This is a genomic window from Achromobacter sp. UMC46 (genome assembly GCF_014170335.1).
Taxonomy (GTDB): domain Bacteria; phylum Pseudomonadota; class Gammaproteobacteria; order Burkholderiales; family Burkholderiaceae_B; genus Achromobacter.
The window spans coordinates 48816-69897 of the sequence record NZ_LZZS01000014.1; the positions used below are offsets into that span (position 1 = coordinate 48816).

Consider the following 21082-nt stretch of genomic DNA (forward strand, 5'->3'; position numbering starts at 1 on the left):
CAATTGACGTCGTCGCGCAGGTCGCTTGCGCGATTGCCGGCAAGGGCAATCACTTCCGACCGCCACCTTGACGCGAACATCCCCGGGTACACGCGAAGCGTCATCATCCCGACGCAAGACGCCGTGAAAGCCCCAAAAGGCCGCCCGCGCGGCCGTCCTGGGGCGAGGCCCGCAAGATCTTTCACCACCCACCCAGCGCGGAAGGGAACCCCAAGCACGCAGTTCTCGCCGGTTGACGTCAGATTTCAATTGGTGGAGCCCGGTGTGGCGGTGGGGCGGGGTGCGCGGGGAGTCGATGCGCCCGAGGGAATCTGAAGGGAGGGCCAAAGGCCTGGACGAAGATGACAAGGGGGGAGTCCGGAGCGAAGGATCCGGACCGCAATCGTTGACCCGCGCGCCCCGCCACACCGCCACGCCGGGCGGCTCAAGGACCTCAACATCACCCAACAACGATATCAACGAACCACAACATCATCCCCGCCCAGCGCCCGATAAACCGTCACCTGGTTCACCAACCGGTTCAGCCCGTTCTCGTCCCGCGCAATCTCCGCCGTCCGGCGCTTCTCCTGCGCATCCAGCCAATCCTTCAACGACACGGCCCCCGCCCGGTAACGCACTTCGTACAGGCGTTCCGCGTCGCGCGCGGCCCGCAACGACACCGCCAGCTGCTCGGCCTGCAAGCCCAGTTGCGTCCGGTTCGACAGCGCGTTCTCCACGTCCGCCATCGCCTGATACAGCGACTGCCGGAAGTTGACGACACGTTCTTCGTAGTCGGCCTTGGAGATCTTGATGTTCAGCTGCATCTGGTTCCATTGCAGGAACGGCAGCGTCAGGCCCACGCCCAGGGACGCGACGGGGTTTTGCAGGATATTGGATAGCGTCGGGCTGGCGGTGCCCACCGCGCCCGTCAGCGTCACCGGCGGGTAGAAGCTCGCGCGGGTGGCGTCCACGGTCGCCAAGGCCTCGCGCAAGCGCAGTTCCGCCGCGCGCAGGTCCGGGCGGCGGCCCAGCAGATCGGCCGGCACGCCGGCGCGCGCTTCGGGCAAGGGGTACTGCGGCAGGCGGGCGGGGTCGGCCATGCTGCGGTCCGGCGGGCCGTCGAACAGGATAGTCAGCGCATTCGTGTATTCCACGCGCTGCTGCACCAGCAGGGTGTGCGCCGCCTGCTGGCTGGCCACGGTCTGCTCGGCTTCCGCCAATTCCAGGGCGGACGCGCCGCCCGCCGCATATTGCGCGCGCACCAGGTCCTGCGTGCGGCGCGCGTAGGCGATGCTTTCTTCGCTGCTGGCGATGCGCTGGTTGATGAAGGCCGTCTGCCAGTAGAGCGTGGCGGTAGTGCCCACCAGCGACAAGGCCGCCGATTGGCGGTCCTGTTCGGTGGCCAGCGCTTCCCATTGGGCCGCATCGCGCTGGCGCGACAGCTTGCCCCACAGGTCCACCTCGTAGCTGACGTTCAGCTCGGCGGCGTTGGTGCGCGTGATGGCGCGGTCGCCATACAAGTTGCGGTTGCGCGCCACGTTGGCGTTGCCGCCCAGCTGCGGGATCAGCTGGTCCTCGGTCAGCCCCGCCTGGTACTGGGCACGGCGCACCCGGACCGCCGCGGCGGCCAGGTCGTTGTTGCGCGCCAGCACGGCGTCGAGCAGCCCGTTCAAGACCGGGTCGTTGAAGTTGCGCCACCAGGCGCCGCCCTCGGCCAGCGGCGCTTCGGCGGCGCCCGGCGTGGCGTGCGTCCAGGCGGCCGGCGTCTGGGTCAGCGGCGGCGCGTAGTCGGTGCGCAGCAGGCTGCCGCAACCGCCCAGCGCCAGAAGCAGCGCCAGGGCGAAGGGTGTGCGAATCAGGGAAACCGCTTTCATCGTCCTCATTCCCGGGCCAACGCCTCGACGGGATCCAGGCGCGCCGCATTGCGCGCCGGCAAATAGCCAAAAAGCACACCGATCAGCGTCGAGCACGTGAATGCCGCCACCATCGATGCCGTGGAATAGATCATCTGGAACGAACCGCCCGTGGCCTTGGACACCAGCACGCCCAGCACCAGCGACAGGATGATGCCCAACGCCCCGCCGATCAGGCAGACCAGCACCGCTTCGATCAGGAACTGCTGCATGATGTCGCTGCGCCGGGCGCCCACCGCCATGCGCACGCCGATTTCGCGGGTGCGCTCGGTGACGGACACCAGCATGATGTTCATGACCCCGATGCCGCCCACCATCAGCGAAATCAGCGCGATCAGGGACACCAGCAAGGTCATGGTGGCCGTCGTGCGCTCGATGGTCTTGCGGATCGCGTCCGTGTTGAACACGAAGAAATCCTTCACCACGTGGCGGCGCATCAGCACCCGCTCGATGGCGCGTTCGGCCGCGGCGGGCGGCGTGGCGTCGTTGACGCGCACCGTGATGCTCTTCAAATGCTGCTGGCCCAGCACGCGCGACAGCGCCGTGGTGTAGGGGATCCAGACATTCAGCGAATCGTTGTTGCCGAAGACGGATTCCTTTTTCTCGGTCACACCGATCACCCGAGCCGGCATCGACCCCAGGAACACCACCTGGCCGATCGGTTCCGTGTGCGACCCGAACAAAGTCCGCCGCGTGCCTTCGTCGATCACCACTTCCTGCGCCCGGCGCACCACGCTGGTCTCGTCGAAAAACTTGCCCTGCGCCAGCTTGACGGCGCGCACGCGGAAGTACTGCTCGCCCACGCCCTGGATCGACCCGTTCACGGACACGTTGCGATAGCGCAGCGTGTTGCTGGTGACGACTTCGGGCGTGACGCTGTCCACATAGGGTTCGCGCGCCAGCGCGTCGGCGTCGGCGGCGACCAGCGTGCGGATGGTGGCGGCCTTTTCGTCGCCGAAGTCCTTGCCGGGGAACACCTCGACCGTATTCGTGCCGATGGCGCTGATGTCATCCAGGATCTTGCGCCGCGACCCCTCGCCCAGCGCCACCACCGACACCACGGCGGCGATGCCGATGATGATGCCCAGCATGGTCAGCGACGTGCGCAGCCGGTGCGCATTCATGGACAGCAGGGCCATGCGCAGCGCTTCGCCGCAACGGTCCAGGTACGACTGCCAGGCGGGCCGCTTGGGCAGCTCCGGCGGCGCGTCGCGTTCGGCGTCCACCCGCGGCGCGTCGGGATTGCGCTTGTCCGCGACGATCTCGCCGTCGCTGATTTCGATGATGCGCTGCGCGTGGCGCGCCACATTCATATCGTGCGTGACGATGATGATGGTGTGGCCGGCCGCATTCAACTCTTCGAGGATGCGCAGCACTTCCTGCCCGGTGTGCGTATCCAGCGCGCCGGTGGGTTCGTCGGCCAGGATGATGTCGCCGCCGTTCATGAGCGCGCGCGCGATGCTCACGCGCTGCTGCTGGCCGCCCGACAACTGGCCCGGGCGGTGTTCCGACCGATCGCCCAGCCCCAGCCGCTTCAGCAGTTCCTCGGCGCGCTCCATCCGGGCCTCGCGGCGCTTGCCGGCGTACACGGCCGGCATTTCCACATTGCCCTGCGCGGTCAGGTCCGACAGCAGGTGGTAGCGCTGGAAGATGAACCCGAAGTGCTCCCGCCGCAGCTCGGCCAGTTCGTCGGGGTCCAGCTCTCCCGTGCTGCGGCCGCTGACCCGGTAGTCGCCGCGGGTCGGGCGGTCCAGGCAGCCCAGGATGTTCATCAGCGTGGACTTGCCGGAACCGGACGCGCCCACGATGGCGACCATTTCGCCGGCCTCGATGGTCAGGTCGATGTCTTTCAGGACGGCGATGGTCTGCTCGCCCGCAGGGAATTCGCGGCGTACCCCGGAAAGCGAGATCAGCGGCCCGCTCATGTCAGGCTCCCGGCGCCGCGGCGGCCGCAGGCGAGGAATCCGCCGTCACGACCCGCTCGCCTACCTCCAGCCCTTCCAGCACCTGCGCCTGCACATTGTTGTTCATGCCGATCTTGACCTGGCGCAGCTCGGTCTTGTTGTCTTTCAAGACCACGCGCACGGCATAGCGTCCGTCCGACCCGCGCTTGCCCAGCGCCGAGGCCGGCACCACGACGGCGTCCTTGGCTTCGCCCAGCACGATGAAGACTTGGGCCGTCATCGAAATGCGCAGTTTTTCGTCCGGATTGGGCACGTCGAACAAGCCGTTGTAATAGACGGCGGCGGTCGTCGAACTGCCGGAGGAGGACGTGAGCGACGACGTGGCGTCCTCTTTCTGGATGGAGTCCGGCGCGGGTTCCACTGCGCGCAGCTTGGCCTGGTAGCGTTGATCGGGTTCGCCCAGGATCGTGAAGTACACGGGCAGGCCGGCCTTCACGCGGGTCACGTCGGCTTCCGATATCTGGGCCTTGATCGTCATGGTGTCCACCTGCGCCACCTTGATGATGGTCGGCGCGCTCTGGATGGAGTTGACGGTCTGGCCTTCCTTGGTCACCACCGCCACCACCATGCCGTCGATCGGCGAGACGATGCGCGTGTAGCCCAGATTGACCCGGGCGGTGTCGACCTGGATTTCAGCCTGCGCGATCTGCGCATCCAAAGACGCGATCTCGGCGCGCGTCACGGCCAGCGTGGCCTCGGCCGTCTCGTAGGCCTCGCGCGAACTGGCGTCGGCCGCCAGCATCTGGCGCTGGCGCTTGAAGGCCAGTTCGGCCTGCTTCAGCGTGGCGACCTTGGCCGCGCGTTCGGCGCGCCGCGTCTGCAGCGCCGCTTCGGCGTTGCGCAGTTCGTTCTGCTGGGTCAGGTCGTCGATCTCGGCGACCAGTTGGCCCTTCTTGACGCGATCGCCCAGTGCCACTTTCAGGGACTTCAACTGGCCGGTCGCCTGGGCGCCCACGCTGACGCGTTCAATGGCGTCGATGGTGCCGCTGGCCAGCACGCTGTCCTCAAGGTTCGCCCGGCTGACCTCGCCCACCGCGAAGGTGGGCGGCGGCGGCGCCGAGAAAAAGGCGGCGCGCAGGGCGAACGCCACAAGCAGGACGACGACGGCGATCAGCGCATAGCGCTTGAACTTGCTGCGGGACTTTTTCATTGAACCTGATGATAGGTGGCTAGGGCCGCGAGCCCGCGCCGGTATTGCGAAGCATAGGTGCCCATCCTAAACGGGCGCCCGGACCAAACGACGGCCAATCTGTGGCAAAACGGTGAAAAACAGTAAAGCGCTACCGGTACGTCAAGCGTCCGCCGGATTGTTCCGTTGCGAGAACGATACAACGACTGCGGCGCATCCGCGGAACCGCCCTTCGCGCACATGCGGCGAACGTGCCGACATCTTGCGCCGTAAGCACGCGACTTGCCCGCTAGATGGCGCCTATCTTGTCGCCACGACTGGAAACAATTTGCGGCACTGCAAAAAAACCGCGCCTCGACATAGCCCGACGATCCGCACAGAATGAATGCAGTTACGCCGTGTCTACCTCCAACAGATCCCCCTCCTCGCCTTCCAGTTCCCCGGAATTTTCCGGGGCGGTGCTGCTGTGTCTGCTGGCAATGATGAACCACGTGGCACTGACAGGGGGACGGATCACCGTTTCGCTGACAGCGCTGCAAATGGGCCTGTCCACCTTCAAGGTGGGCACGCTGGTCGCCGTGTTCGCCGTGCTGCCGATGCTGTTCTCGGTGCGCGCCGGACGCTGGGTCGACCGGGTGGGCATCGTGCGTCCGCTTGTCATCGGGACGTCATTGGTGGCGATCGGCACCGCTTTGCCCTTTATCTCGCAGACGCAGACGGCGCTGCTGATCGCATCCTGCTGTATCGGCATCGGCTTCATGCTGCACCAGGTCGCCACGCAGGACCTGCTGGGCCACGCCGAACCCGTGCAACGCCTGCGCAACTTCTCGTTCATGTCGCTGGCGTTGGCCGGGTCCGGGTTTTCCGGGCCGCTGATCGCCGGGCTGGCGATCGACCACCTGGGCACGCGCACCGCCTTCGGCCTGCTGGCCCTGGGCCCGATCCTTTCAGGAATCGGCCTGTATGCGATGCGCCACCAATTGAAAGCGGTGGATTCCAAACTGGCGGGCACCAAGGAGGCCGAGCGCCGCCGGGTGACCGAACTGCTGGCCGTGCCGGCGCTGCGCCGCATCCTGATGGTCAACACCATCCTGTCCGGCGCCTGGGACACCCATTTGTTCGTCGTGCCCATCTTCGGCGTCGCGATCGGCCTGTCGGCCACCACGATCGGCATCATTCTTGCGTCGTTCGCGGCGGCAACGTTCGTCATCCGCCTGGTATTGCCGCTGATCATGCGCCGCGTCCGGTCCTGGACGCTTGTCCGCGTGGCGATGGCCACGGCTGCCATCGATTTCATGCTTTACCCGCTGTTCACCGACGTTAGCATCCTGATCGTGCTGTCGTTCATATTGGGCCTTGCCTTGGGGTGCTGCCAACCGAGTATGCTATCCCTGCTGCACCAGCATTCGCCCCCAGGCCGCGCCGCCGAGGCCGTCGGCCTGCGGATGGCGCTGATCAATGGGTCACAGGTGTCCCTGCCGTTGACCTTCGGGGCGCTGGGTGCGGTAATTGGCGTCGCCCCCTTGTTCTGGGCCTATTCGCTGGCCTTGATGGCCGGCGGCTGGGCCAACCGCAATCCCCCGCTCGAGTCTGACCGGAAGCCGTAGTCGTGAATACGCAGTCCTCTCCTCCCACCATCGCCGGCGCCAGCCTGCCCTTTCGCCTTTGGACGCCCGAGGAAAGGCAGGCATCGCTGGATCAGGCCTTGCAGCATTGGCAATCCGGGGAAGACGTCTGGGTATATGGGTACGGATCCCTGATCTGGCGCCCCGATTTCGACTTCATGGAGCGCCGGCTGGCGACTTTGCGCGGGCACCACCGGGCCCTGTGCCTGTGGTCGCGCGTGAACCGCGGCACCCCGGAATGCCCGGGCCTGGTGTTCGGCCTGGACCGCGGCGGCTCCTGCCGGGGCGTGGTCTACCGCCTGGCCGGCAACCAGGTCCCCGCCTATTTCCCCGCCCTCTGGGAACGCGAGATGTCCACCGGCGCCTATCTGCCGCGCTGGATCAACTGCACGACCGACGCCGGCCCCGTCCGCGCGCTGGTCTTCATCATGAACCGGGACAATCCGGCCTATATCCGCGCCCTGCCCGACGCCGAGCTGCTGGCCATCGTGCGCCGGGCAGCCGGCCGCTACGGCCCGTGCACCGACTACGTGGTCCAGACCGCCCAGGCGCTGCGCGCCGCCGGCATCCATGACGCCCGCCTGGACGCCATCGCCCGCCGGCTGGAGCTGGAAGGACGACCCCTGCCCGAAGGCGCCTGACCGCTGCCGCCCGCGCCGCTGCGGGAAACATGCCTGAGACCTGCGCGGGGTCAATAAGGGAGCGATGCCTCAAGCGGTATAAACTCCCTGTTATCAACGCTGAATCCCACGCCTCATGTCCGTCTCCGATCTGCGTCAAAGCTACGAAAAGAACGTCCTGCTGGAAAGCCAGGCCGCCGCCTCCCCGTTCCAGCAGTTTGCCCGCTGGTTCGACGAAGCGCTGGCCGCCAAGGTGCCGGAACCCAACGCCATGACGCTCGCCACGGTAGACGCCGGCGGCCAGCCCAGCGCCCGCATCGTCCTGATCAAGGGCTTTGACGAGCACGGCTTCACGTTCTTCACCAACTACGAGTCCCGCAAGGGCCAGGACCTTGCGGCCGAGCCGCGCGCCTGCCTGCTGTTCTTCTGGCAGCCGCTGGAACGCCAGGTGCGGATCGAAGGCGTGGTGGAGAAAGTCGCCGCCGAAGAATCGGACGCGTACTACCAAAGCCGCCCCGCCGGTTCGCGTATCGGCGCGTGGGCCTCGCGCCAAAGCCAGCCCATCACCCGTGAAGCGCTGGAAGCCCGCGAGCAGGAATTCCGCGAACGGTTCGGCGACCAGCCGCCGCGCCCGCCGCATTGGGGCGGTTACCGCCTGAAGCCCACCGCTTTCGAATTCTGGCAAGGCAGGCCGTCGCGCCTGCACGACCGACTGCGCTATGTCGCCGACGGCACGGCCTGGAATATCGAACGCCTGTCGCCTTGATGCCGGGCGCCTCGCGCGCCCGCCCGACTTAACGATTGCATGCCCGCCTCCTCCCCTGATTTTGACGCCTCGTTCTTCCGTACCGCGCTGGGCCGCTATGCCACGGGCGTAACGGTGGTCACCGCCGCCGGCCTTGATGGCGCACCCATCGGGCTGACGGTCAGCTCGTTCAATTCGGTGTCGCTGAACCCGCCGCTGATCCTCTGGAGCCTGTCGCGCGGTTCGTCCTCGCTGGCGGCCTTCGAGCAGTGCGAACGCTATGTGGTCAACGTGCTCAGCGCCGAGCAGATCGCGCTGGCGCGGCGCTTCGCCACCGGCAAGACGCCGGACCGCTACGCCGGACTGACCGTGCACCACGCGCCCGGCGGCACGCCGATGCTGGACGGCCACTGCGCCGCCTGGTTCGAATGCCGCAACCGCAGCCGCTATGAAGAGGGCGACCACATCATCATGGTGGGCGAAGTCGAGCGCTGCGGCCACAGCAGCGAACCGCCGCTGGTGTTCCATGCGGGCGGCTTCGACCTGACCCCGGCCGGATCGCGGTCCGAAAGGAAAGCCTCATGAGCGTCGATGTCGATTGCGTCGTCATCGGCGCGGGGGTGGTGGGCCTGGCGATCGCCCGCGCGCTGGCCCAGTCGGGCCGCGAAGTGCTGGTGGCGGAGGCCACGGAAGCCATCGGCACCGGCACCAGCTCGCGCAATTCGGAAGTCATCCACGCGGGCATCTATTACCCCGCGGGCAGTCTGAAGGCGCGCCTGTGCGTGCGCGGCAAGCATCTGCTGTACGCCTACTGCGCCGAACGCGCCATCCCGCACAAGCGGCTGGGCAAACTCATCGTGGCCACCGACCGCGAGCAGGCCGCGCAGCTGGAAGGCATTGCGCAGCGCGCCCGCGCCAACGGCGTGGACGACCTGCAATACATATCCGGCGAAGACGCGATGCGCCTGGAGCCCGCGCTGCAATGCACGGCCGCGCTGGTGTCGCCGTCGACCGGCATCGTGGACAGCCACGCGCTGATGCTGTCGTTCCAGGGCGACGCCGAAAACGCCGGCGCCCAATGCGTGTTCCATACGCCGCTGGTATCCGGCCGCGTCCGCCCCGAAGGCGGGTTCGACCTGCAATTCGGCGGCGATGAAGCCATGACCCTGACCTGCAACGTACTGATCAATTCAGCGGGCTTGCAGGCGCCGGCGCTGGCCCGCCGCATCGACGGCGTGCCGCCCGCCAGCATCCCCACCGATTACCTGTGCAAGGGCAGCTATTTCACGCTGTCCGGCCGCGCCCCGTTCTCGCGCCTGATCTACCCCGTGCCGCAACACGCCGGCCTGGGCGTGCACCTGACGCTGGACATGGGCGGCCAGGCCAAATTCGGCCCCGACACCGAATGGGTCGGCACGGAAGACTACACCCTGGACCCGGCCCGCGCCGAGGTGTTCTACGAAGCGGTGCGCAGCTACTGGCCCGCGTTGCCCGACGACGCCCTGGCCCCCGGCTACACCGGCATCCGCCCCAAGATCTCGGGCCCGCACGAACCCGCGGCCGACTTCGTCATCGCCGGCCCCGCCGTGCATGGCGTGCCCGGCCTGGTCAACCTGTTCGGCATCGAATCCCCCGGGCTGACCTCCAGCCTGGCCCTGGCGGAAGAAACTCTGGCGCGCCTGGCCGCCTGATTCCGCCCTCATCCCCTTTCCTTACCTCGGCCTCATTCCGCACCATGCAGCACAACGACTACATTCTGACCCTGTCCTGCCCCGACCGCACCGGCATCGTCTACCGCGTCAGCGGCCTGTTGTTCGAATTGGGTTGCAACATCCTGGATTCGCAGCAGTTCGGCGATGAGGAAACGGGCCAGTTCTTCCTGCGCGTGCACTTCGACCTGCCCGCCGCCGTGGCCGCCGACGACCTGCGCGCCCGCCTGGACGCCATGTCCGGCGAATACGGCATGGACCTGAAGCTGCACGACGCGCGCCGCAAGGAGCGCCTGCTGATCATGGTCAGCAAGCAGGGCCATTGCCTGAATGACCTGCTGTTCCGCGTGCATAGCGGGCATCTGCACGCCGAAGTGGCCGCGATCGTGTCGAACCACAACGACTACGCCAGCCTGGCTGCGTCCTACGGCATCCCGTTCCACCACCTGCCCGTCACCGCGGACACCAAGGCGGAACAGGAAAAGCAGGTGCTGGAAATCGTCGACCAGTCGAACACCGACCTGGTGGTGCTGGCCCGCTACATGCAGATCCTGTCGGCGGACATGTGCCGCGCGCTGAACGGCCGCGCCATCAACATCCACCACAGCTTCCTGCCCAGCTTCAAGGGCGCCCGCCCGTATCACCAGGCGCATGCGCGCGGCGTGAAGATCATCGGCGCGACCGCCCACTACGTGACGTCCGACCTGGACGAAGGCCCGATCATCGACCAGGACATCGAACGCGTGGACCACACGATGACCGCCCAGGACCTGACCCAGGTCGGCAGCGACATCGAATCCCTGGTGCTGTCGCGCGCCGTGCGCAGCCACGTCGAACACCGCATCCTGCTGAACCGCAACAAGACCGTCGTGTTCCGCTGATCCTCAGCCTGCGGCGGCGGGCGGATACTGGCGCGCCACCAGCGCCATCGCCTTCTGCTGCAGCGGCGAGCGCGCCTGCGCCGGCCAGATCACCTGGCTGACGGAACGCGCTTCGTGCGTAAAGCCGATAAAGCGCGTGCCCGCCAGGCCGCTGCGCGACAGGCAGGCCGGCACGATCGATACCCCCAGGCCTTGCGACACCAGCGACGCCACGCTCAGCCAGTGGCGCACTTCGTGCCGGATCACCGGCATGAATCCCGACGCCACGCACATCGACAGCACCGTTTCGTAATAGCTGGGCGACGCCGCTCGGGCGAAAAACACGAAATCGTCGCCCGCCAGATCCGCCAGCTGCAACGACGCGCGGTCCGCAAGCGGATGCGAGTCCGGCAGGCATACGACAAAGGGCTCGGCCATCAGGTCGCGCACGTGGACCTCGTCGGGCACCGGGTTGGCGTGGATGAAGCCCAGGTCCTGCTCGCCGTGCCGGACGGCCTCGATCTGCTCATGGGAATTCAGTTCGGTCAGCACATGCTCCACATCCGGCAGCTCGGCCCGCATGGCGTTCAGCAGCGCGGGCAGCCCGCGATACAGCATCGACCCCACGAAACCGATGCGTAGCCTGCCCCGCAGGCCCGCGTCTACCCGCTGCACCAGCGTGCGCACCTCTTCGGCCTGGCGCAGCAGGGTCAGGGCCTCGCGGTACAGCACCTGGCCAGCATCGGTCAGCTCGACATGGCGGCTGGTGCGGGCCAGCAGACGCGCCCCCACGTTGTCTTCCAGCTGGCGGATGGCGTAGCTGAGCGGCGGCTGCGAAATGTGCAGACGCGTGGCGGCGCGGCTGAAATGGCGCTCTTCGGCCACGGCGATGAAATAGCGCAACAGGCGCGGGTCCAGGTCCAAGTCTGCCTCCCGATCTATATTTTTTATGGATTGTTCTACACGAAAACGGTATTTGCATAGATTAATCGACCCGCGCAACATCGGCCATCTCCCCCTCGTTTTGCGCAGGATGCCGCCATGGATACCCCAAAGACCGCCCCGACCGCCGCCCCCGCCGTCACGCCCGTTCCGGATTCCCGCGGCCTGAACCTCTTCAACGCCGACCCCTACGCGGCCGCGCTCAGCCAGCGCTACCTGCCGCCCGCGCTGCACGCGCACCTGCTGCCCCATCTGGAGCGGCTGGGCGGACTGGCCGGCGGCGTCATGGACGAGCTGGCGTCCACGGCGGACAAGCATCCCCCTACCCTGTCCGTGCGCAGCCGCGCCGGCACCGACGAATCCCGCGTCGACAAGCACCCGGCCTATGTCGAACTGGAACGCCTGGCCTACAGCGAATTCGGCCTGGCCGCGCTGTCGCACCGCGGCGGCGTGCTGGGCTGGCCCGAGCCCATGCCGGCCGCCGCCAAGTACGCGTTGAGCCATCTGTTCGTGCAGGCGGAATTCGGCCTGTGCTGCCCGGTCAGCATGACGGACTCGCTGGCGCGCACGCTGCGCAAGTTCGGCGACCCGGCGCTGGTCGAACGCGTGCTGCCGCAGGTCACCTCCCAGGATTTCGACACGTTGCGCCAGGGCGCCATGTTCATGACCGAACAAGGCGCGGGCTCGGACGTCAGCGCCACCGAGGTCATAGCCGAGGCCCAGGGCGACGGCACCTGGCGCATCCACGGCGACAAATGGTTCTGCTCGAACCCCGACGCCGGCTTTGCGATGGTGCTGGCGCGCAGCGAACCGCAACCGGGCTTGAAGGGCGTGTCGCTCTTCCTGCTGCCGCGCGACCTGGACGACGGCAGCCACAACCACTACCGCATCCTCCGGCTGAAGGACAAGCTGGGCACGCGTTCGATGGCCAGCGGCGAAATCCGCCTGGAAGGCGCCGTCGCCTGGCTGGTGGGCGAACGCGGCCGCGGCTTCAAGCACATGGCCGACATGATCAACAACTCGCGCCTGTCCAACGGCATGCGCGCGGCCGGCCTGATGCGCCGCGCGGTCACCGAGGCCATCTACGTGTCGCAGCATCGCCGCGCCTTCGGCAAGCGCCTGATCGACATGCCGCTGATGCAGCGCCAACTGGTCAAGATGACGGTATGGGCCGAACAGGCCCGCAGCGTCATGTTCCAGACCGCCCGCGCGCTGGCCGACGCGGACCACGGCGCGGCCGATCCCGCGCTGGCCCGCATCCTGACGCCGCTGATCAAGTTCCGCGCCTGCCGCGATGCGCGCAAGGTCACGGGCGATGCGATGGAAGTGCGCGGCGGCTGCGGCTATATCGAAGAATGGACCGAACCGCGCCTGGTGCGCGACGCCCATCTGGGTTCCATCTGGGAAGGCACCAGCAACATCGTCGCGCTGGACGTGCTGCGCGCCATCAAGAAAGAACATTCACTGCCCGCGTTGCGCGCCCACGTCGACCGCCTGCTGGCCGACGGCGCGCCCTGCCCGCCCGCGCTCGCCGTGCAGCAGGCCCAGGCGCTGGACAAGACCTTCGCGCTGGCCGAACACGCCGCCCAGGGCGACCATGCCGAACTGGCCCGCCAGGCCGCATCGCTGCTGTACCACGCGGTGTCGATGGCCGCACTGCGCTGGGAAGCCACCGGTGCCGGCCTGGAAAGCCGCGCGCAACTGGCCGACCAGGTGCTGCTGCACCGCCTGGCGCCGCAAGACCCCTACGCCATTCCCCCCAACGAAAGCGCGGCCTGCCAGGCCATCCTGCAATACGCGCTGTAAACCGACGCCGGCGGCACAGCCGGCGCGTCCCCCAGGAGACCCCACCATGAAACGCCTTCTTGCCCCCCTGATGCTGGCGGCGGCCGCCACGGTTCCGTCCGCGCCCGTACTGGCCGCGGACGCCTTCCCCGCGGCCCGCCCCATCACCCTGATCGTGCCCTTCCCGCCGGGGGGCCCCACCGACGCCATGGCGCGCCGGCTGGCCGAAAAGCTGCGCGAGCCCCTGAAGCAGAACGTCATCGTCGAAAACCGTAGCGGCGCGGGCGGCAACATCGGATCGGAATACGTGGCCTCGGCCAAGCCCGACGGCTACACCCTGCTGTTCGGCACCTCCGGCCCGCTGGCCATCAATGTCAGCCTGTACAAGAAGCAGGGCTACAACCCCGAGACCAGTTTCGCGCCCATCATCCGCCTGGGCCACCTGCCCAACATCCTGGTCGTGAACCCGTCGGTGCCCGCCACCAACGCGCAGGAACTCATCGCCTACGCCAAGAAGAACCCGGACAAGCTCAGCTACGCCTCGTCCGGCAACGGCGCGTCCTCGCACCTGGCCGGCATCCTGTTCAACAAGATGGCCGGCACCCAGATCATGCACATCCCCTACAAGGGCACGGGACCGGCGCTGAACGATCTGCTGGGCGGCCAGGTGTCGATGTCGTTCACCGACATCCTGACCGCGCTGCCCTACATCAAGGCCGGCAAGCTGCGCGCCATCGGCCTGGCCAGCGCCCAGCGCTCCGAAGCCCTGCCCGACCTGCCCACCTTGTCCGAGCAGGGGCTCCAAGGGTATGACGTCAGCGTCTTCTTCGGCATCGTTGCCCCCAAAGGCACGCCCGCCGACGTGGTGAACACGCTGAATCAGGCGTTCAAGACCGCCCTGTCGGACCCCGGCATCAAGCAGACCCTGCATTCGCAGGGCATCGTCGAAGCGCAGGACCAGACGCCGCAAGGCCTGGCCGCCTTCATCACCACCGAAGTCCCCAAGTGGCGCGAACTCATCACCAGCGCCAACGTTTCCATCGACTGAAGCTGACTCTCCATGGCCCCCACCCTACCGAATGCCGGCGCGCTTGCCGGTTGCAAGGTGATCGACCTGTCCCGCGTGCTGGGCGGTCCCTATTGCACGCAGATCCTGGCCGACCACGGCGCCGACGTGCTGAAGATCGAACCGCCCGGCGGCGACGAGACCCGGGGCTGGGGCCCGCCCTTCCTGGGCGACACGGCGTCGTACTTCATCGGCGTAAACCGCAACAAGGAAGGCATGACGCTGGACTTGTCGCAAGCGGCCGGGCAAGAACTGCTGCGCCACTTGCTGGCCGACGCCGACGTGCTGGTCGAGAACTTCAAGCCCGGCACGCTGGAAAAGTGGGGCTTGGGCTTCGAGTCCCTGAGCCAGGCCTTCCCCAAGCTGATCCATTGCCGCGTCAGCGGCTTCGGATCGGATGGCCCGCTGGGCGGGTTGCCCGGCTACGACGCCTGCGCGCAAGCCATGTGCGGCCTGATGAGCGTGAACGGCGACGCGGACGGCGAAGCCACCCGCGTCGGCCTGCCGGTCGTGGACATGGTGACCGGCCTGAACGCGGCGGTGGCTGTCCTGCTGGCCTTGAACGAGCGCAGTCGCAGCGGCCTGGGCCAGTTCCTGGACATCACGTTGTACGACTGCGCGCTGTCGCTGCTGCATCCGCATGCGGCCAACTATTTCTATAGCGGCAACGTGCCCCGGCGCAGCGGCAACGCGCACCCGAACATCGCGCCCTACGAAACGCTGCCTACCGCCAGTGGCCCGATCTTCCTGGCCGTGGGCAACAACCGGCAATTCGCGCTGCTTGCGCGAACGCTGGGCGCGCCTGGCCTGGCGGCTGACCCGCGCTATGCCGCCAACGCCGACCGCCTGCAGCATCGCCAGGCCCTGCGCGACGAACTGTCCGCGTTGCTGGCGGGGCAGGATGCGGCCGCACTGGCCGACCGCCTGTTGCGCGCCGGCGTGCCGGCCGCCGCCGTGCAAACGGTGGATCAAGCGCTGGCGCATCCGCACACGCGCCACCGCGGCATGGTGCTGGAACAAGGCGAATACCAGGGCGTGGGGTCGCCGATCAAGCTGTCGCGCACGCCCGCGACGCTACGCAAGCTGCCGCCCGCGCTGGCGCCCGCCGCCACGAAGGAATAGGCGGCGCGCGATCAAAAAGGCCCGACTCATGCCGGGCCTTTTTTTTCGTCCGGATGCGCCTTTCCTCAACACTTTGATCAGGCTTTCACAGCATTCCAACAACTAAGACATTTCGTTGCACGCTTGTTGCATCGCCGGCCCACCGCTGGCCGTAGACTTTTCGGGTCGCCTCGCGTTGCCGGGCAGCGCCTCCCCAAATTCAAAGAAAGAGGAGAAGGACCATGGCCACGAATGAAACGAAAGACCACGCCCCGCTCAAGCGGGTGATGGGTCCCAAACTGTTGTTGCTGTTCATCGTCGGCGACATCCTGGGCACAGGCGTCTATGCGCTGACCGGACAGGTGGCCGCCGAAGTCGGCGGCGCGGCCTGGCTGCCTTTCCTCGTGGCGTTCGCGGTGGCCTTGCTGACCGCGCTGTCCTATCTGGAACTGGTTACCAAGTATCCGAAGGCCGCCGGCGCGGCGCTCTATGTGCACAAGGCGTTCGGCGTGCACTTCCTGACTTTCATCGTCTGCTTCACCGTCATGTGCTCGGGCCTGACGTCCGCCGCCACGGCCTCGCAAGCCTTCGCCGCCAACCTGTTCGCGGCCTTCGGCATCGAGACGGACAAGGTCTGGATCACGGCCGGCGCGCTGGGCTTCATGGTGCTGGTAATGCTGGTGAACCTGCGCGGCGCGGCCGAAAGCGTCAAGGCCAACGTGGTGCTGACCCTGATCGAACTGTCGGGCCTGCTGATGGTGATCCTGCTGGGCTTCTACGCCATCGCCGGCGGACAGGCGGATTTTTCGCGTGTGATCGCATTCGACACGCCGGAAGACAAGAGCGTGTTCCTGGCGGTGACTTCCGCCACGGCGCTGGCCTTCTTCGCGATGGTCGGCTTCGAGGACTCCGTCAACATGGCCGAAGAAACCCATGAGCCCAGCCGCATCTTCCCCAAGGTGATGCTGACGGGCCTGGGCGTCACCGCCGTGATCTACGTGCTGGTGTCCATCTGCGCGGTGGCGCTGGTGCCGGTGGGCGAACTGGCCAAGAGTTCGACGCCGCTGGTGCTGGTGGTCAAGCGCGCCGCCCCCGGCCTGCCGGTCGAATACATCATGCCCGTCATCTCGATGTTCGCCGTGGCGAATTCCGCGCTGATCAACATGATGATGGCCAGCCGCCTGCTCTACGGCATGTCGCGCCAAGGCGTGCTGCCGGCCTTCCTGGCGCACGTGCACCGCAAGAACCAGACGCCGTGGACGGCCATCCTGTTCACGACCGTGCTGGCGCTGGGGCTGATCGTGCTGGTGGCGCTGGCGGATTCGGAAGCCATCCGTGCGCTGGGCGGCACTACCGCGCTGCTGCTGCTGGGGGTGTTCGCCTTCGTCAACGTCGCCGTGCTGGTCCTGCGCCGCGACACGGTCAAGCACGAGCACTTCCGCATCAACCGCATCATCCCGTGGCTGGGCGCGGCGGCCTGCCTGTTCCTGGTCACGCCGCTGACGGGGCGCGACGTCATCCAGTATCAGGTGGCGGGCTGGCTGCTGCTGCTGGGCGTGGTGATGTGGGGCGTGACGTACCTGGCGCACCGCAAGGAGGCGCGCATGGAACTGGACCCGTCCACGCTCGATTAGCCGCAAGCGCCGCCTGGCCCGCGCCCGGCCTCATCCCCCCGCGGCCAGCCCCTCGCGCCGCGGGTCCGCGCCGCCTTGCAGGCCATTGCCGTCAATGACGATGCCGTGGATGCCGCTGGGGAATTCGGTGATGCGCACCGGGTGCCCCATGCGCTCCAGGGCGGGCGCCAGCGCTTCCAGCGCGGTGCCCTTTTCAAGCTCGGTTTCCTTGTTGCGGCTGCCCATGTTCGGCAAGGCGATGGCGGTCTGGATATCCAGCCCCCAATCCAGCACGCCCACGATCGTCTTGGCCACGTAGTTGATGATGGCGCTGCCGCCGGGCGAACCCACCAGCATGACGGGTTTGCCGTCGCGCAGCACGATGATCGGCGCCATCGCGCTGCGGGGACGCTTGCCCGGCTCGATGCGGTTGGCGACCAGGCGGCCTTCGGGGTCTTTGAACGACGACGAGAAGTCCGTCATCTCGTTGTTCAGCAAGAAGCCGCGCACGAAGATCTTGCTGCCGAACTCGCTTTCGATCGTGGTCGTCATGGACAGCGCATTGCCTTGGGCGTCCACCGCCACCAGATGGCTGGTGGACGGCAGTTCCAGCGCGTTGTCCCGGCCCAGCGACAACAACTTCCCTTCCGGGTCTCCCGGGAGCGCCACCTTCATGCTGCGGTCCGGCTGGATCAACGCGCCGCGCGCGCGCAGATAGGCGGGGTCCAGCATGGCGCGCACCGGCACGTGCACGAAGTCCGGATCCGCCACATAGAAGTCGCGGTCGGCGAATGCCAGGCGGCCGGCCTCGGAGAAATAATGCACGGACTCCACCGAGCCCGGCGCGAAGCGCGACATCGGGAATTGCTCAAGTTCGCCCAGCATCTGGAACACGGCGATGGGGCCGCTGCTGGGCGGCGCCATGCCGCACAGCTGATAGCCGCGATACGCGCCGCACACCGGGTCGCGCGTCTTGGCGCGGTAGTTGGCCAGGTCCGCCAGGCTCAGATCACCGGGCGTGGCGTGCCCGTGCACGGCGGCTACGATGTCGCGGGCGATATCGCCCTGGTAGAACGCGTCGGCGCCCTGCCGGGCCACCGCGCGCAGCGTGCCGGCGAACTCGGGGTTCTTCAGCACATGGCCCACCGGCCAGGGCGAGCCGTCGGGCGCGTAGAAATAGGCGGCGGCGGCCGCCTGCTTGGGCAGGGCCTTGTTGCCGGCCAGCAGCGCGTGCAAGCGCGGCGATACGGCGAACCCCGTTTCGGCCAGCCGAATCGCGGGCTGAAACAGGTCGGCCCACGGCAGCACGCCCGCGTTCTTGTGCGCCAGCTCCAGGCCGCGCAACAGACCCGGCACGCCCACCGACATGCCGTTGTTGACGGCCTGCGCGAACGGCAGCGGCTTGCCCTGAGCATCCAGGAAGCGGTCCGGCCGCGCAGCCGCGGGCGCCGTCTCGCGGCTGTCGAACGTCTGGATGCGGCCCGCCTTGGCCGAATACAGCACCATGAACGCGCCGCCGCCGATGCCGGAGGATTGCGGCTCCACCAGGTTCAGCACCAGCTGCGTGGCGATGGCGGCGTCGACCACGCTGCCGCCCCGGCGCAGCATCTCCTGGCCGGCCTGCGTCGCCAGCGGATTGGCCGAGACCATCATGTAGTGCGGCGCGCGCACCAGTTCGCGCGCCTGCGTACCGCTGGCGGCTTCGGGATTCCGGTCTTCGACCGCCTGCGGCGCGCGGGCCCAGGCGGCGGGCATGCCGGACAAAGCCGCCGTCATGGCGGCGGCTAGCAGGACGGCGGCGGCGTGGCGGCAAGCGCGCATGATCTGGCTCCGGAATAGCGCCGGCGTGCCGGCAGGCGTCCATCATAGTCAAGGCACCCGCCGCTGTCGCGCCGGCCGACCGGGATGCCCGGCTGGCGCCTTCCGACTTAGAATCGCGGTTCCGGAGCCTTATCCCCATCGTGCCATGCGCCTGCGCCACATCGAGATTTTCGAAGCGATCCGCCGTACCGGTTCCCTGACCGAAGCCGCCGCCACGCTGCATATCTCGCAACCCGCCGCCAGCAAGCTGCTGGCGCACGCCGAGGCCCAACTGGGCTTCAAGCTGTTCGAGCGCGTCAAGGGCCGGCTGGTCGCCACGCGCGAGGCCGATATCCTGACGCCCGAAGTTGCGCGCTTGAATCAGGACTTGAACAGCGTGCGCCGGCTGGCCGCCAGCCTGCGCGACCGGCCCCACGGCCACTTGCGCCTGGGTTGCGCGCCCGCGCTGGGCCTGGGGCTGCTGCCGGCGGTGGTGCGCGGCAGCCGCGACGCGCAACCCGGCATCACCTTCGACATCCATACCCATCACAGCGCCGAACTCGTGCAAGGCCTGCTGACACGCGAACTGGACCTTGCCGTCACCTTCGACACCAACGACTATCCCGGCCTGACGCGCATGGGGCTGGGCCATACCGAACTGGTGCACCTGAGCCGCACGCCTGCCTCCGGCCCGATCCGGTTGCCGGAACTGGCAACCCCGGCGGGCGGCACGCTGATCGTGCTGGACGCCAGCGACGCTTCGGGCGCGCTGCTGCAGATGGCGCTGGACGCGCAGGGCCTGGACCCGCAAGTCGCCATCCAGGTGCAGACGCATTACGTGGCCTGCGCGCTGGTGGACGCGGGTTGCGGCGACGCCATCGTCGACGCCATCACCGCGCAGGCGATGCTGCGGCCCGGCATGCACCTGCGCCGCCTTGAACCCGCGCTGCGCGTGCCGATCAGCATCATGGTGCGCAACCAGGACCCCTTGTCGTCCCTGCACCGCGACCTGATCGAACGCTTGCGCGCCGCCTGCGCCGAACGCATCGCCACGCTGGACGCGTCCGCCTGACAGGCAGGGGCGCCGCGCCAAAAAAAACGGACGTCCGAAGACGTCCGTTTTGCCGTGCAGACCGGGGCCGGCCCAGGGCCGCCCCGCGCCGCATCAGTCCAGCTTGATGTTCTGCTTCTTCACGACGTCTTGAGCCCAGTCGAACTGCTCTTTGATTTCTTTCGCGAACTCTTCCGGCGTGTTGCCCGACGGCGCCGAGCCTTGATCGTCCAGCGCCTTGATGACCTTCGGGTCCTTCAGGGCCACGACGGCGGCGTCACGCAGCTTGTTCACGACTTCCATCGGCGTGCCCTTGGGCGCCAGCAGGCCGTACCAGACCGGCTGGTTCAGCACCGGGAAACCGGCTTGCTTGAACGTCGGCACGCCCTTGACGGCAGCGATTTCATCGGGCCACGCGATGGCCATGGCGCGCAGCTTGCCCGCCTGGATCTGCGGCATCGACGACGGCAGGTTGTCGAACAGGATTTCGATCTGGCCGCCGACGGCATCCGCCACGGCCGGGCCCGAACCCTTGTACGGCACGTGCACGATGTCGGTGCCCGTGGCCATCTTGAACGATTCGCCCATCAAGTGCAGCACGCCGCACGTGCCCGAGCTGCCGTAGGAGTACTTGCCCGGATTCTTCTTCAGCTCTTCGACGAAGCCCTTGAAGTCCTTGGCCGGGAACTTCGGATTCACCGCGACCACGTTGGCCGTGTTGGCGAAGTTGGTGACCGGCTGGAAGTCCTTGATCGGATCGTACGGCAGGTCCTTCGGGCGGCATGCCGGGTTCACGGCCATCGTCGAGACGGTGGCGATGGACAGCGTGTAGCCGTCGGCATCCGCGCGCGCGGCTTCCGACGCGCCGATGGCGCCGCCTGCGCCGCCCTTGTTTTCCACAACCATCGGCTGGCCGAGTTCCTGGCTCATGCGCTGCGTCACCAGACGCGCGATGATGTCGGTCGAGCCGCCCGGTGCGAACGGGACGATCACGCGGATCGGCTTGCTGGGGTACTTGTCGGCGGCGTGCGCGACAGAAACGCCAAGCGTGCCGGCGGCGCCGGTTGCCAAGGCGATAGCCACGGCCAGGGAGCGAACTTTATTCATAGGTGTGTTTCCTCCAAGATTGCGAGCCCGTATGTGAACGGACCGTTGTGTGATGTGTCCGCCTGTAGGCGGA

General features: G+C 67.5%; 17 protein-coding genes. 11 read left to right on the forward strand and 6 right to left on the reverse strand.

What is annotated here, in order from left to right:
• Nucleotides 1–455: 455 nt before the first annotated feature.
• The 3 genes from A9973_RS13540 to A9973_RS13550 are packed head-to-tail and all read right to left on the reverse strand — an operon-like array spanning nt 456 to nt 5006.
• A complete protein-coding gene (locus A9973_RS13540; protein WP_183014280.1) occupies nt 456–1853 on the reverse strand; it encodes an efflux transporter outer membrane subunit in 1398 nt (465 codons plus the stop codon).
• Nucleotides 1854–1858: 5 nt separating this feature from the next.
• Nucleotides 1859–3817 (reverse strand): MacB family efflux pump subunit, encoded by a 1959-nt coding sequence (locus A9973_RS13545; protein WP_183014281.1) that lies wholly within the window; start codon nt 3815–3817, stop codon nt 1859–1861.
• A 1-nt stretch (nt 3818) separates the two neighbouring features.
• Nucleotides 3819–5006, reverse strand: a complete 1188-nt coding sequence (locus tag A9973_RS13550) for an efflux RND transporter periplasmic adaptor subunit (protein ID WP_183014282.1) — start codon at nt 5004–5006, stop codon at nt 3819–3821.
• Nucleotides 5007–5383: 377 nt separating this feature from the next.
• Here A9973_RS13550 and A9973_RS13555 point away from each other — a divergent pair, with 377 nt between their 5' ends.
• From A9973_RS13555 to purU, 6 genes are all read left to right on the forward strand, one after another.
• Nucleotides 5384–6592, forward strand: coding sequence for an MFS transporter (locus A9973_RS13555; protein ID WP_183014283.1), 1209 nt, complete (start codon nt 5384–5386; stop codon nt 6590–6592).
• A gap of 2 nt (nt 6593–6594) precedes the next feature.
• Nucleotides 6595–7251, forward strand: a complete 657-nt coding sequence (locus tag A9973_RS13560; protein ID WP_183014284.1) for a gamma-glutamylcyclotransferase — start codon at nt 6595–6597, stop codon at nt 7249–7251.
• 115 nt (nt 7252–7366) lie between these two features.
• A complete protein-coding gene (pdxH, locus tag A9973_RS13565) occupies nt 7367–7996 on the forward strand; it encodes a pyridoxamine 5'-phosphate oxidase (RefSeq protein WP_183014285.1) in 630 nt (209 codons plus the stop codon).
• Nucleotides 7997–8035: 39 nt separating this feature from the next.
• Entirely contained in the window at nt 8036–8560 is a 525-nt protein-coding gene (locus A9973_RS13570) for a flavin reductase family protein (protein WP_183014286.1), read from the forward strand.
• Nucleotides 8557–9666: an NAD(P)/FAD-dependent oxidoreductase gene (locus A9973_RS13575; RefSeq protein ID WP_183014287.1), complete on the forward strand. Its 1110-nt coding sequence runs from the start codon at nt 8557–8559 to the stop codon at nt 9664–9666. Before A9973_RS13570 ends, A9973_RS13575 begins: the two co-directional genes overlap by 4 nt.
• 44 nt (nt 9667–9710) lie before the next feature.
• On the forward strand, nt 9711–10565 hold the full coding sequence (gene purU / locus A9973_RS13580; RefSeq protein WP_183014288.1) for a formyltetrahydrofolate deformylase: 855 nt from the start codon (nt 9711–9713) through the stop codon (nt 10563–10565).
• Nucleotides 10566–10568: 3 nt separating this feature from the next.
• Here purU and A9973_RS13585 read toward each other — a convergent pair whose 3' ends face one another.
• Nucleotides 10569–11468 carry a LysR family transcriptional regulator gene (locus tag A9973_RS13585; protein WP_183014289.1) on the reverse strand — a complete coding sequence of 300 codons (900 nt, stop codon included), beginning with the start codon at nt 11466–11468 and terminating at the stop codon, nt 10569–10571.
• Nucleotides 11469–11585: 117 nt separating this feature from the next.
• On the opposite strand from A9973_RS13585, the gene A9973_RS13590 reads away from it, so the two are divergent.
• The 4 genes from A9973_RS13590 (at nt 11586) to A9973_RS13605 (ending at nt 17072) form a co-directional block, all read left to right on the forward strand.
• Nucleotides 11586–13292, forward strand: coding sequence for an acyl-CoA dehydrogenase family protein (locus A9973_RS13590; RefSeq protein WP_183014290.1), 1707 nt, complete (start codon nt 11586–11588; stop codon nt 13290–13292).
• A 46-nt stretch (nt 13293–13338) separates the two neighbouring features.
• A complete protein-coding gene (locus A9973_RS13595; RefSeq protein ID WP_183014291.1) occupies nt 13339–14319 on the forward strand; it encodes a tripartite tricarboxylate transporter substrate binding protein in 981 nt (326 codons plus the stop codon).
• A 12-nt stretch (nt 14320–14331) separates the two neighbouring features.
• Entirely contained in the window at nt 14332–15459 is a 1128-nt protein-coding gene (locus A9973_RS13600) for a CaiB/BaiF CoA-transferase family protein (protein WP_183014292.1), read from the forward strand.
• Between the two features lie 221 nt (nt 15460–15680).
• Complete coding sequence (locus A9973_RS13605) at nt 15681–17072, forward strand: APC family permease (RefSeq protein ID WP_183014293.1); 1392 nt, start codon at nt 15681–15683, stop codon at nt 17070–17072.
• Between the two features lie 30 nt (nt 17073–17102).
• Here A9973_RS13605 and ggt read toward each other — a convergent pair whose 3' ends face one another.
• Nucleotides 17103–18872, reverse strand: a complete 1770-nt coding sequence (gene ggt / locus A9973_RS13610; RefSeq protein WP_183014294.1) for a gamma-glutamyltransferase — start codon at nt 18870–18872, stop codon at nt 17103–17105.
• Nucleotides 18873–19017: 145 nt separating this feature from the next.
• Between ggt and A9973_RS13615 the strand changes: the two genes are divergently transcribed.
• A complete protein-coding gene (locus A9973_RS13615) occupies nt 19018–19923 on the forward strand; it encodes a LysR family transcriptional regulator (RefSeq protein ID WP_183014295.1) in 906 nt (301 codons plus the stop codon).
• A 93-nt stretch (nt 19924–20016) separates the two neighbouring features.
• On the opposite strand, the gene A9973_RS13620 is transcribed toward A9973_RS13615, so the two are convergent.
• Nucleotides 20017–21009, reverse strand: coding sequence for a tripartite tricarboxylate transporter substrate binding protein BugE (locus tag A9973_RS13620; protein WP_105555418.1), 993 nt, complete (start codon nt 21007–21009; stop codon nt 20017–20019).
• Nucleotides 21010–21082 lie beyond the last annotated feature (73 nt).

Coding starts and splice junctions, on each gene's coding strand:
- A9973_RS13540 (WP_183014280.1), bottom strand. CDS start 1,853: ATGAAAGCGGTTTCCCTGATTCGCACACCCTTCGCCCTGGCGCTGCTT.
- A9973_RS13545 (WP_183014281.1), bottom strand. CDS start 3,817: ATGAGCGGGCCGCTGATCTCGCTTTCCGGGGTACGCCGCGAATTCCCT.
- A9973_RS13550 (WP_183014282.1), bottom strand. CDS start 5,006: ATGAAAAAGTCCCGCAGCAAGTTCAAGCGCTATGCGCTGATCGCCGTC.
- pdxH (WP_183014285.1), top strand. CDS start 7,367: ATGTCCGTCTCCGATCTGCGTCAAAGCTACGAAAAGAACGTCCTGCTG.
- A9973_RS13570 (WP_183014286.1), top strand. CDS start 8,036: ATGCCCGCCTCCTCCCCTGATTTTGACGCCTCGTTCTTCCGTACCGCG.
- A9973_RS13575 (WP_183014287.1), top strand. CDS start 8,557: ATGAGCGTCGATGTCGATTGCGTCGTCATCGGCGCGGGGGTGGTGGGC.
- purU (WP_183014288.1), top strand. CDS start 9,711: ATGCAGCACAACGACTACATTCTGACCCTGTCCTGCCCCGACCGCACC.
- A9973_RS13590 (WP_183014290.1), top strand. CDS start 11,586: ATGGATACCCCAAAGACCGCCCCGACCGCCGCCCCCGCCGTCACGCCC.
- A9973_RS13595 (WP_183014291.1), top strand. CDS start 13,339: ATGAAACGCCTTCTTGCCCCCCTGATGCTGGCGGCGGCCGCCACGGTT.
- A9973_RS13600 (WP_183014292.1), top strand. CDS start 14,332: ATGGCCCCCACCCTACCGAATGCCGGCGCGCTTGCCGGTTGCAAGGTG.
- A9973_RS13605 (WP_183014293.1), top strand. CDS start 15,681: ATGGCCACGAATGAAACGAAAGACCACGCCCCGCTCAAGCGGGTGATG.
- ggt (WP_183014294.1), bottom strand. CDS start 18,872: ATGCGCGCTTGCCGCCACGCCGCCGCCGTCCTGCTAGCCGCCGCCATG.
- A9973_RS13615 (WP_183014295.1), top strand. CDS start 19,018: ATGCGCCTGCGCCACATCGAGATTTTCGAAGCGATCCGCCGTACCGGT.
- A9973_RS13620 (WP_105555418.1), bottom strand. CDS start 21,009: ATGAATAAAGTTCGCTCCCTGGCCGTGGCTATCGCCTTGGCAACCGGC.